Here is an 11,857-nt window from a genome sequence, read left to right as displayed (position 1 = left end):
CAACCTGCACCATCGTCGTCGGGCGCACGCCTAAAATGGAACAGCCGTAACAGAACAGGTCGCGCGCGCCCGACACGAGTACAGGAAAACACGAGATGACCGTTGAGCCTCCCGACGGCTCCTACTCGGTACGTGACACTCTCTCCCAGCTGCGGCTGCGGGAATTGCTCACCGAGGTCAAGGACCGTGTCGAACAGATCATCGACGCTCGCGACCGCATGGACGGCCTGGTCGAGGCGATGCTGTCGGTGACCTCGGGGCTCGATCTGGACCAGACCCTGCGCACCATCGTGCACACTGCCATCAGCCTCGTTGACGCCCGCTACGGGGCGCTCGGCGTCCGCGCGGACGATCAGCTCGAACAGTTCATCTACGAGGGCATCGACGAGGAGATGCGAGCCCGGATCGGCGATCTCCCGGAGGGCCGCGGCGTGCTGGGCCTGCTGATCAGCCAGCCCAAGCCGATCCGCCTGGACAACATCGGCGATCACCCCTCGTCCGTCGGCTTTCCGGATCACCATCCACCGATGCGGACCTTTCTCGGCGTGCCCGTCCGGATCCGCGACGAGATCTTCGGCAACCTGTATCTCACCGAGAAGTCCGGCGGACTGCCGTTCACCGAGGACGACGAGGTCATCGTGCAGGCCCTCGCCGCGGCCGCCGGAACCGCGATCGACAACGCCCGGCTCTATCAGTCCACTCGCACTCGCCAAGCCTGGATCGAAGCCACCCGCGATATCGCCACCGAATTCCTGGCGGGAACGGATCCCGAGCAAGTGCTCGCCCACATGGTCACGCACGCGCGCACGCTCACCGAATCGGAATGGGCGTTCCTCGCCGTCGACGAGGAACCCGACAGCAACCACACCGACGCCGAGGGGCTGCGGATCAGCAAATGCGCCGGGCCGGACGGTCACCATCACACCGGATTGGTCCACACATCCGGGACGGCGATCGGACAGGCGTTCCGCAAGGGTGTGGCCCTGCGCCTCGACGACAGCGACGAACTCGGCCTCGACACCGCGCTCGACGCCGGACCCGCGCTGATTCTGCCGCTCAACGCCCAGGAGTCGACCTTCGGCGTGCTGGTCATGGTCCGCCCGGCCGGCGCTCCCCCGTTCGCGGACGAATTACAGGAACTGGCAGGCGCTTTCACCGATCAGGCCGCGCTGGCGATCCAGCTGGCCGAAGCCCAGCAACGCATGCGCGAACTCGACGTGCTGACCGATCGCGACCGCATCGCCCGCGACCTGCACGACCATGTCATCCAGCGGCTCTTCGCGGCCGGTCTGAGCCTGCAGGGGACCGTCGCCCGCGCCCGTTCGGCCGAAGTGCGCGACCGGATCTCGGACGTCATCAACGAATTGCAGGACGTGGTGCAGGAGATCCGCACCTCGATCTTCGACCTGCACGGCGGCGCGGCGAACAGTACCCGGCTGCGGCAGCGGATCGAGGAGGTGATCCGCACGCACACCGCCGATACCGGCCTGCGCACCTCGTTGCGCATCACCGGGCCGCTGTCGGTGGTGGCGGCCGAACTCGCCGACCATGCCGAAGCCGTTGTGCGCGAAGCGGTTTCCAACGTGGTGCGGCACGCCGCCGCGGAGACCGTCGCGGTGTCCATCGACGTCTCCGACGATCTGACCGTGCTGGTCGCCGACGACGGCTGCGGGATCCCCGAGAACATCACCCCGAGCGGGCTGCAGAACCTGCAGCGCCGGGCCGAGGAGATGGGCGGAACCTTCTCCTTCGGCCGCAACCCCGAGGGAAAGGGAACCTTGCTGCACTGGGCGGTACCGCTGGGGTGAACCGGCGGCGGCCGCCGAGTGATCCGGTCACTGGCCACGCACGATGACGATCGGGCAGTCGACGCCGTGCAGCAGGGCACTGCTGGTCGAACCCAGGAGCATGCCGGTGAAGCCGCCCCGTCCATGGCTCCCGACGACCACCAGCTGCGCGTGTTCGGACTCGTCCAGCAGCGAGCGAACCGGGCGATCCTTCACCAGGATTCGCCGCACCGGGACATCGGGATACCGCTCGGCGTATCCGGCCATCTCCTCTCCGAAGGTCGCCTTCTCCTGCTCCGCGATGGTCTCCCACCCCGACATCGGCAGGTAGGGTCCGCTGACGTCGCTCCAGGCGTGCAGTGCGGTCAGGCCGGTCTTGCGCAGCGACGCCTCCTCGAACGCGAGCTCCAGCGCCGCCACGCTGTTCGGCGTGCCGTCGACACCGACCAGCACCGGCTGCCGCGCCGATACCGGGTCCGCCGCCGCGGTCGAATGGATGACCGCAACGGGACAGTGCGCGTGGTGGGTCACCGCGGTGGCGACCGACCCCAGCAGCCCACGCCGGAGCGCACCGAGCCCGCGACTGCCGAGCACGACCATCCGGGCGTCCCGCGACAGGTCCATCAAGCGCGTGATGATCGGCTCCTCGGTGACTTCCGAGGACATCTCGACCCCTTCGCCGGGCAGCGACTCGGACGCGATGCGGGTCGCCTCACCCACGATGCGTTCGCCGTCCAGTTCGAGCGAAGCCATGTCGGGGGCATCGAGCACGGCGGTCGGCGGCAGCCCGGCCGGCGTGCAGATCGATGTGACGATGTGCAAGGGGGCCCCGTGCCGCGCGGCATCCAGCGCCCCCCAGGCCACCGCCTGGTAGGAGACGGCCGAACCGTCCACGGCCACGACGATCGGTGGATTCGGATCCACCTGCGGGGCAAGGTTTTCAGTCATTTGTTCGCTCCTGACTCTGGTGTCTTCGCTATTGCTCACCCGACAGGCTCAGGGATTCGAGCGGACGGACGATGTCCTCGAGCGGGAGCCGGGGTGTGGTGGGTACCGGTGCGGCACTGGTCGCCGCCCAGCCCATCCGGATGATCAGCTGCGGATAACCGAAGTCGCCCAGCAGATCCCGGCGGATCCGGGTCCGCACACCGGTGACTTCGAGAGGTTCGCTCAGCGCGCAGGTGGCCAGCCCCCGCGCGGTGGCCTCGAGCAGTATCGCGCTCGCCACCTCGCCGGCGCGCAGCCAGCCCCACAGATCATCCGAGGCGGTACACACCAACAGCATTCGCGCGGCCTCCTCGGTGTCGCTCACGACCGCCTCGGGCAGGCGGGGGTCACCGAACGGCCGGACTGTCGCATCCGGGGGGACAACCGCGTTGCGCGCGGGTACGCCCTGCGCGCTGGCGTGGTGACCGCTCCACTGCGTCAGCTCGGCGTTGTAGCCGGCGTCACCGCGGTGGGCGGTCGCGGCGTCGACGAAAGCGCGCACCAATCGCGCGTGCTCCCCGGTCGTGTCGACCTCCCGGACCTGCACCCCCGGTACTGCCGCGCCCGCGGCGACGACCGCGGATACCTGCGCGGGCGGCACCTCCCATGAGGTGAACCGGCGACGGTCGCTGCGCCGCCGGGCAATAGCGCGCGCCAGACGCGTGGCGGACGCGTCGGGCTCGGCGTGGTGGAGTTCCAGGGCGGCGAGATGTCGCGGCTCAGCGGGGTTCGGGAACCGGTGCACGACCGTATCCCAGCCGACCGCGCGCAATGCCACGCGCAGATGATGCAGCGCCGCACCACAACTCACCACCAGCTCCCGGCTGTCCGGGTCGGCGTAGGGCAGCCGGCGGCTGTCGTCGGCGTAGAGGTGCACCGTGGTGTCGCCGACCCGCCACAGCCACGGCTGGGTATTGTGCACCGACGGCGCCCGCACCGCCAGCGCCACGGCGGCGCGGATGGTGTCGTGATCGGGGAGACTCGACATCGCCTGTCCTTCCTCGGAATTCTCGTGCCCTCAGCATGGCAAGTGCGACAGGTCGCCGGTGACGGCCGAAAGTCACTGCCCGGCGGGTTCTTCGGCCCGGTTTTGCGGTCGCCGACGGACCACCAGCACCGGGCACTGCGCCAGATGCAGCAGCGCGGTGCTCACCGAGCCCAGCCCCATCCCGGCGAATCCGCCCCGGCCATGGCTGCCGACCACCACGAGCTGCGCGTTCTCGGCCTGCTCCAGCAGCGCGCGCACCGGCGTATCGGAGGACACGACCCGGTGCACGGTGACCTCCGGACAGCGCTCGGCGTAGCCGGCGAGGGCCGCTTCCAGCAGCACATCCTGGGTCTCGCGGATCGCGCCCCACCCCATCACGGGCAGGTCGAAGCCACCCGTATCACGCCACGCCCGCACCGCGATCAGGTCGGCCTTGCGCCGCGATGCCTCCCCGAAGGCGAGCTCGATGGCCGGCACGCTGTTCGCCGATCCGTCCACCCCGACCACCACCGGTTTCGACGCCGACGCCGGGTCCGTCTCCGAAACACCGTGCACGACCGCGACCGGACAATGCGCCTGCCGGGCCAGCGCAGTGCTCACCGACCCCAGCACGGCCCGCCCTATCGCACCGAGCCCCTGATTGCCGACCACCAGCAGCCGCGAACGCCGCGAACGCTCGATCAACGCGCCGATGATCATGTCGAAGATGAGTTCGGTCCTGATGTGCAGGCGCGCCCCCGGCACGGCGTGGGCGGCGATACGCGCGGCGTCGGCGAGCACCTGCCGTCCTCGCTGCCTCAGGTCACGCCTGTCATCGGGGTTCTGTTCCGTCGCCCCCGCCACGATCGGGTTCGCGTACGAGGTGACGATATGCAGCGGGCAGCCCTGCATGTCGGCTTCGATCGCGGCCCACATGACCGCCTGATAGGAGATCTCGGATCCATCCGTGCCGACGACAATCCCCAGATCACCGTGATCCGAGTGAGCGAAAATCGTTGTGGGAACAGCATTCTCTTCCATGACGTCTCCTGATTCGGCGGCTACTCGGCTCACTCCGCCGGACGGACAACCATGATCGGGCAATGGGCGTGCTGCACCAGCGTGTGCGTCGTGGAACCCAGGAGCATGCCGGTGAAGCCGCCGCGGCCGCGGTTGCCGACCACCACCAGTTGCGCGTGTTTCGACCACCCTTGCAGCTTGTCGGCCGGGGCGGACACATAGATGCGGCGAGTCACCTGTACGTCCGGGTATTTCTCCTGGAAGCCCGCGAGTCGTTCGGTCAGGAGAGCTTGCTCGAGTCCGTCCACCTCGACGAGGTCGGCGGGGGCTCGGTCACCGAGGTATTCGCCGAAATCCCAATCGCTCCAGACATGTACCGCGACCAGGTCGGCGTGACGTTCGGCGGCTTCGGCGAAGGCCGTGGCGATGGCGGCCTCGCTGACCGGGCTGCCGTCGACGCCGACGACGACCGGTCCGGTCTCGCGGAGGGTATCGTGCGCATCCGGATCCGGGCGCACCACGATCACGGGACTGTGGGCATGGGAGGTGACGGCGAACAGCGTGGATCCCAGATGGATCAATGTCCCAGCGTTTCCGGTCGCTCCGAGCACGACCGCGTAGGCTGCCGAACTCAGTTCCACCAGCAGTCTGCTCGCATTGGTCACCGAAATCCGTGTCGCGGTCCGCAATCCGGGTTCGATCCGCAGCGCCATCTCCTCGGCCTCGCGAACGAGCTGCTGCCCCCGCGCCCGCACCGTGTCGATCAGCGACGGCGGCACCACCCCGGAGGGGCTTCCGGAACTACTGACTCCGCCCAGATCGAGGGCGTGCACGATCTGGAGTTCCCGGCGCCGTTGAGCGGCATAGCTCGCGGCCCAGCGCAGGGCGAGCTCCGATCCGAGCGATCCGTCCACTCCGACCACGACACCGGCCGAGGCCAATCGGTGCGGATCGTCATAGTCCTCGTGTGTCATCACGTCCTCCTCTGTGGGACAGGCGTTTCGGGGCCGCCCGAGTCGGCCGGTGAGAGGCAGCTCGGCCGGGTCTCACGTTCTTGCTGGTACAGCTCGGCGATGCGGGCGGGATGGCCGGGCCGGGTACCCGGCGTGGTCAGGGCGGCGGTGGCGGCGGCGATGCCCAGCCGCACCGCGTCGTCGAGTGGGTAGCCGCGCGACAGGCCGACCGTCATGGCGCCCACCATGGCGTCGCCGGCCCCGATACCGCTGCGGACGGTGACCTCGAGCGACGGGAACCACTCGTCGTCGTGGCGCGTCACCGCGAGCGCGCCGCTCACCCCCAGCGACACGACCACGATCTCGCAGACTCCCGCCAGGATGAGCTCCCGCGCGGCCGCTAATTGCGACTTGCGATCGGGCAGCGGGTCACCGGCGAGCTCGGCGAGCTCGCGCACACTCGGTTTCAGGAGGTGGACCCCGCGCCGGACCGCGCGCAGCGCCGCGCCCGACGTATCCAGGATCAGACGGACACCCAGGTCGCGCAGCAGGTCGGCGAGAATCTGATAGAAGTCGTCCGGGACACCTGGCGGCAGACTGCCGCTTGCGACCACATAGCGGGAACCGGCTGCCTCGCGTTCTATTTCACTCAGGCAGAGATGCAGTTCCGGCGCCGTCACCCGGGGTCCCGGAAACACGAAACGGAACTGGTCGCCGGTTCCGTTGTCGGTGACAGCGAGGTTCTCCCGGGTATGGCCGGAGATCGGGATCGATCGCATCGGGACTCCGGCGTCACGGACCAGATCCTCGAGCTGCCGCCCCGGCGGGCCGCCCGCCGGGAAGATCGCGGTCACCGGCTCGCCGAGAGCCGCAACGGTTCGCGCGACGTTGATTCCGCCACCACCGGGATCGAATCGCGGTGGCGTGCAGCGGGTCTTGGAGGTCGGCCGGATATGGTCCGCACCGGCGGCGATGTCGATCGCCGGATTCATGGTCAGGGTCACGATCGGCATCGGCCGCCTTCTTTCGGGTGTGGGCCCGTCCGGTTCGCGGGGCCGGGATGTCACTCCGCGGACTTGACTTCGACGGTCTTGACGGGGGATTCGGGTTCACCGATCGGAACACTGACGGTCAGGATGCCCTTGGCGTAACTCGCGTCGATACCGTCCTCCTGAGCCCCCGGCGGCAGTACGACAGTGCGGACGAAGGAGCCGTAGGTGAACTCCGAATGTCCCTTCGCCTCGTGTTTCTCGGTCCGCTCGGCCTTGATGGTCAGCTCCCCCTGATGCACGGACACCTCGATGTCCTTGGCCGGGTCCACACCGGGAATCTCGGCACGCACCAGGTAACGACCCTCCTCGAGGGTGTCCTCGACGCGCATCAGGTGGGTGCCCAACATCGGGACGGCGGGCGGCGCCACGGCGTTCCACAGTTCGGCGAGGTCGGGCAGCAGCGAACCGGGCTGACGATGTACGGACAGCAGGCTCATGATCCCTCCTTTCGAGAGGTAAACTGTTCTGACACACTAGATTTCACGCTCCCGATCAACGGTTCTGTAGGGCATCGAGTCGTCGCTGCCGGGGACGGTGGTCCTTTCGCCGGTGACGGAAGTCCTTCGGTGCGGCCGCCAGCGGGTACTGGCGACGGCGGCGACCTTGTCTCGGGCCGGTCGGTGACCTCGTCGGCGCGACGGGAGGTCAGTTCGGAGGGTCACCCAGCCTCCTGTTCCGAGGGCTTTGGTCCCGCGATCCCGGGTGCGGGGTCCCTAGTCGGCGGGAGCGACGCGGCGAACCCTGGCTATATGGAGACGAACATCCCCACCGCGGTGACCGCTGAAGCCGGTCCGGTCGTCGCCGGCATCGACGGCTCCCGGGTGGCCGTGCGCGCCGCCGAGTGGGCCGCGGCCGAGGCCGCCGCCCGGCGTGCCCCGCTGCGATTGGTCTCTGTCGTGCCCGCGATCGACAAGCCCGCATTCCGGCCGGGCGGGCAGCGGTACCGGGAGGCCCACGCGGCACTCGAGGACGCGCGCTCCGCGATACTCGCGCGGCACCACGCCGGTGAGGATGCGGACCCGCCCGAGATCAGCATCGCCATGCTGCGAGGGCAGGCCGATCGCGTACTCGTCGAGCTCTCGCGGTCGGCGATGCTCATCGCGCTGGGCGCCCGGGACGTCGGGTTCCTCTCTCACCTGGTGCTGGGATCCACCGCGCTGGCGGTCAGCAGGGATGCCTGTTGCCCGGTCGCGCTGGTCGGACGGCCCGCAGCCGAGCACGGTTCGATCCTGGTCGTGGTCGGCACCTGGTACACCGCCCGGGCGGCCCTGCTCGCCGGGTTCCGTGCGGCGCGGGATCGCGGCACGGACGTCACTGTGGCGCGGGTGTGGCAGGGGCGGCAGTGGGCGTCACCGTCCGATTACGCGATGTGGTCGGGGCTTCCGCCCGATCACCACACGGCGAGCTCGGTCGTCCCCGACGCCCAGCTGCGGCAGTATCAGCGTGACTTCCCGGATGTGGAGGTGCGGCCCGTCACGGTGGTCGGCGATGCCGCCACGGTGGTCGAACGCCTCGGCGCCACTGCGCAATTGGTGGTGATCGGGCATGATCCCGAGTCCGCCCGTACGGCGCGTCTGGGCAGCCTCACCCAGGATCTCGTCCGGCACGCGCCCTGCCCGGTGCTGGTGGTCCCGGACCCGCCCGGAACCGAGATCGTATCCCGCGATACGGCAACGGCCTTCCCCCGGATCGTCACGCGATGAGCGACCTCCGAGCCGGGAACCCGCACGCCCTGATCGACGATCTCGGGCTCGATCCGGCGGCTCAGGCCGTGCTCGCCGAGCGCTACCTGCTCCGCGACGACGCCGGCGTCGTCCGCGAAACCCCCGGCGGCATGATGGATCGCGTGGCGGCCCATGTGGCCCGCGCCGAGGACGAATATCGGCCGGGAGAGTCGGCCGTCTGGTCCGAGCGCTTCTCCGCGGTGCTGCGTGCTCGCGAATTCCTGCCCAACTCACCGACTCTCATGAACGCCGGGACCTCGCTCGGCGTGCTCTCGGGCTGCTTCGTTCTCCCTATCGCCGATTCGCTGGAGTCCATCTTCGCCACCTTGCGTACCGCCGCGTTGCTGCACCGGAGCGGGGCGGGTGCCGGATACTCTTTCTCCGAACTACGCCCGCGCGGCGCACGCACCGCGAGTGGCGGCACCGCCAGCGGACCGGTGTCGTTCATCGGCCTCTACAACGCGGCGGCGCAGGTGGTCCGGCTGGGAGGGCGACGCCGGGCGGCCAATATGGCGGTGCTCGACGCGCATCACCCCGACATCGAGGAGTTCGTCGCGGCCAAATCCGACCGGGAGGCCCTGCCCACGTTCAACCTGTCGGTGGCGGTCACCGACGAGTTTCTGCACGCCGCGGAACAGGATCGCGCGCATCGGCTCATCGATCCGCATTCCGGCCGCCTCGTCCGGGAGGTCCGGGCTCGCGAGTTGTTCGATCGGATCGCCGAATCCGCCTGGCGCGGAGGCGAACCGGGCCTGCTGTTCCTCGACGCGGTCAACCGCGCCAACCCGGTACCGGAGCTGGGCGCGTTGCGGACCACCAACCCGTGCGGCGAGGTACCACTGGCCCCGTACGAGTCCTGCACGCTCGGATCGGTGAATCTCGCACGCTTCGTCACCGGCGAGAGACTCGACGAACAGCGCCTCGAACAGGTCGTCGCGATCGCGGTCCGCTTCCTCGACGACGTGCTCGACGTGTCCGAGTATCCCGTGCCCGAACTGGCCGCCGCCGCGCGTGCGACCCGCAAGATCGGCCTCGGGGTCATGGGCCTCGCGGAAATGCTTGCCGCCCTTGGCCTCCGGTACGACAGCACCGACGCCGTCCACTTCACCGGCGGGCTCATGGCGCGCATCGCCCGCTGGGCGCACGCCGCCTCACGGCAGCTGGCCGCCGAGCGCGGCCCGTTCCCGCTCTTCCCCCACAGCCGCTGGGCCACCGGGTCCCCCATGCGCCACGCGCAGGTCACCTCGATCGCACCCACCGGCACCATCTCGCTGATCGCAGGCACCTCCGCCGGCATCGAACCCCTCTACGGCCTCGCCTACACCCAGCACATTCTCGGACGCGACTTCCCGCACATCGATCCCCTGTTCCGGGCACGCGCCACGGCCGCAGGGGCGTGGTCCACCGTCCTGGAAGACGAAATCCTCTCTACGGGAACAGCTTCCGACGCAACCGGATTGCCGGATGAGCTCCGCCGTACCTTTGTCACCGCACACGAAATCGAGCCGATCTGGCACATCCGGATGCAGGCCGCCGTCCAACGCCACACCGACGCCGCCGTCTCGAAGACGGTCAACCTCCCCGAATCAGCAACCCCCGACGACGTACGCCGGGTCTTCCAGCGCGCCTGGCAGGCCGGCGCGAAGGGCATCACCGTCTACCGGCCCGGTACCCGCCCCGGCCAGGTGCTGCGTTGTACCGACGCCGAGTCGTGTGAGGGCCGGTAACCGGGGAACCGTTCCTCTGACGTGGGGAGCTGCAGCCGTCGCGCCCGATCCAGCAGTCCGGACGATACGAAGAAGCTCACCAGGTCACGGATTGTCTCGGCAGCGGGGCGCGCGACGTGGCCCAGCTCGGCCCGAGCTTTCACACCGCTGACCGTCGGCGAAACCCGCAGTGCGCCAAGGGACGCCCGGGATACGAGATCGGAGCCGAAGAGCCGACCGAGCGGTTCCGCCAGAGGAATGACCGCGTCGACTACCGACAGCGGCAACGCGAAGGCGGGGCCGCGCCGCCCCACCACCGCCGCAGCCTGGCCGCAGGCGTCGAACAGAGCGACCATCGATCCCGGCAGCAGGTAGTTCTCTCCGGTCCGCCCCTTGTCGGCCGCGGCGATCAGGCCGTCGACGACATCGCGAACATCGACCAGATCGAACGCGCCCTGCAACAGCATGGGGACCCGGCCCCGGGCGGCGTCACGCAGGATCCCGTTGATCCGGGACAGCGGCGGGTGATCGGCGGGGCCGTAGACCCCGGTCGGATTGCAGATCACCGCGTCGAGGCCGGATCGAGCACGTCGCCGCGCTGCCACCGAATCTGTTGAGCGTGCGGATGTTCCGGCACCGCGCGATCGATGGCGACCACGTCGTGACCCAGCCCGGCCAGCCGGTCCACCAGGTTGGTACCGATGAAACCGGCCGCGCCGGTCACCGCTACGCGCATGTCTCGGTCTCCTGCCCGGTCGCCATCAGCTGGTGTGCGGATGAGCCGTCGGCAGCCGGGCCCGGAATCATCGGCGGCCGGGTCGCGGAGGCCGGTTGTCCGACCGCGGCGGTCTCGCGGGCGAAGAAGGCCCCGATGTCACCGATCGCGCTCATCAGCGGGGCCGGGAAGACGACAGTCGTGTTCTTGTCCACGCCCAGTTCCACCAGGGTCTGCAGGTTGCGCAGCTGCAGGGCGAGCGGGTGGGCCATCATGGTGTCCGAGGCATCGCCCAACGCTGTGGCGGCCAGCGATTCGCCTTCGGCGGCAATGATCTTCGCGCGCTTCTCGCGTTCGGCCTCGGCCTGGCGGGCCATTGCCCGTTTCATGCTGTCGGGCAGCTGGATGTCCTTCAGTTCGACCAGTGTCACCTCGACACCCCATTCCAAGGTGGTGGTGTCGAGGATCTTGCGGATGTCGGCATTGATGGCGTCGGTCTCGGCGAGCGCCTGATCGAGCGTGTGCTGGCCGACCACCTTGCGCAGCGTGGTCTGGGCGATCTGATCGATTGCCGCATAGACGTTTTCGATCGCGACCACCGACTTCTGGGCGTCGACGACCCGGAAGTAGGCGACGGCGGAGATGTCGACGCTGACATTGTCACGGGTGATGATGCCCTGCGACTGGATCGGCATGGTGACGATGCGCATCGACACTCGTTTCATCTGGTCGATGATCGGGATGACGAAGTTCAGGCCGGGTTCGCGGACCGCGACGACCCGCCCGAGGCGGAAGAGCACGCCCTTCTGGTACTGGAACACCACCCGGATCGACAGCGCTCCGATGACGAGCAGCGCTACCGTACCCAGCACGGCTACCGCGACGGCTGTGTTCATGATTCGAATCTCCTCTCCGATGGCTCTCACGATCCGCTGATCGGCGCGGT

General features: G+C 68.9%; 10 protein-coding genes and 1 pseudogene. 3 read left to right on the top strand and 8 right to left on the bottom strand.

What is annotated here, in order from left to right; genetic code table 11:
* Positions 1-95: 95 nt before the first annotated feature.
* Positions 96-1,808 (top strand): GAF domain-containing protein, encoded by a 1,713-nt coding sequence (locus ACIRRA_RS15485; RefSeq protein WP_402767766.1) that lies wholly within the window; start codon positions 96-98, stop codon positions 1,806-1,808.
* A 27-nt stretch (positions 1,809-1,835) separates the two neighbouring features.
* Here the strand turns inward: ACIRRA_RS15485 and ACIRRA_RS15480 are convergent, their stop codons facing one another.
* The 6 genes from ACIRRA_RS15480 to ACIRRA_RS15455 form a co-directional block, all read right to left on the bottom strand.
* A complete protein-coding gene (locus ACIRRA_RS15480) occupies positions 1,836-2,735 on the bottom strand; it encodes a universal stress protein (RefSeq protein WP_402767764.1) in 900 nt (299 codons plus the stop codon).
* Positions 2,736-2,763: 28 nt separating this feature from the next.
* Positions 2,764-3,762: an Acg family FMN-binding oxidoreductase gene (locus ACIRRA_RS15475; RefSeq protein WP_402767762.1), complete on the bottom strand. Its 999-nt coding sequence runs from the start codon at positions 3,760-3,762 to the stop codon at positions 2,764-2,766.
* Positions 3,763-3,834: 72 nt separating this feature from the next.
* Positions 3,835-4,782 carry a universal stress protein gene (locus tag ACIRRA_RS15470; protein WP_402767760.1) on the bottom strand — a complete coding sequence of 316 codons (948 nt, stop codon included), beginning with the start codon at positions 4,780-4,782 and terminating at the stop codon, positions 3,835-3,837.
* Positions 4,783-4,811: 29 nt separating this feature from the next.
* The gene (locus ACIRRA_RS15465) at positions 4,812-5,735 is read right to left on the bottom strand and encodes a universal stress protein (RefSeq protein ID WP_402767758.1); all 924 of its coding nucleotides are present in this window, start codon (positions 5,733-5,735) and stop codon (positions 4,812-4,814) included.
* Complete coding sequence (locus ACIRRA_RS15460; protein WP_402767756.1) at positions 5,735-6,727, bottom strand: 1-phosphofructokinase family hexose kinase; 993 nt, start codon at positions 6,725-6,727, stop codon at positions 5,735-5,737. The genes ACIRRA_RS15465 and ACIRRA_RS15460 overlap by 1 nt, the downstream gene beginning before the upstream one ends.
* A 50-nt stretch (positions 6,728-6,777) precedes the next feature.
* Complete coding sequence (locus ACIRRA_RS15455; protein WP_402767754.1) at positions 6,778-7,203, bottom strand: Hsp20/alpha crystallin family protein; 426 nt, start codon at positions 7,201-7,203, stop codon at positions 6,778-6,780.
* Positions 7,204-7,515: 312 nt separating this feature from the next.
* Between ACIRRA_RS15455 and ACIRRA_RS15450 the strand changes: the two genes are divergently transcribed.
* Positions 7,516-8,469 (top strand): universal stress protein, encoded by a 954-nt coding sequence (locus tag ACIRRA_RS15450; protein WP_402767752.1) that lies wholly within the window; start codon positions 7,516-7,518, stop codon positions 8,467-8,469.
* Positions 8,466-10,217, top strand: coding sequence for an adenosylcobalamin-dependent ribonucleoside-diphosphate reductase (locus ACIRRA_RS15445; RefSeq protein WP_402767750.1), 1,752 nt, complete (start codon positions 8,466-8,468; stop codon positions 10,215-10,217). Before ACIRRA_RS15450 ends, ACIRRA_RS15445 begins: the two co-directional genes overlap by 4 nt.
* Here ACIRRA_RS15445 and ACIRRA_RS15440 read toward each other — a convergent pair.
* Together ACIRRA_RS15440 and ACIRRA_RS15435 are read right to left on the bottom strand one after the other, a co-directional pair.
* Positions 10,148-10,932, bottom strand: a pseudogene (locus ACIRRA_RS15440) (NAD-dependent epimerase/dehydratase family protein). The gene ACIRRA_RS15445 and the pseudogene ACIRRA_RS15440 overlap by 70 nt on opposite strands.
* Entirely contained in the window at positions 10,923-11,807 is an 885-nt protein-coding gene (locus tag ACIRRA_RS15435) for a slipin family protein (RefSeq protein ID WP_402767748.1), read from the bottom strand. Before ACIRRA_RS15435 ends, ACIRRA_RS15440 begins: the two are co-directional and overlap by 10 nt.
* Positions 11,808-11,857 lie beyond the last annotated feature (50 nt).

The organism is Nocardia sp. NPDC101769 (assembly GCF_044766925.1).
Lineage (GTDB): Bacteria > Actinomycetota > Actinomycetes > Mycobacteriales > Mycobacteriaceae > Nocardia.
The sequence above is the reverse complement of the archived record's forward strand: the minus strand, read 5'-3'. Positions and strand labels throughout refer to the sequence as shown.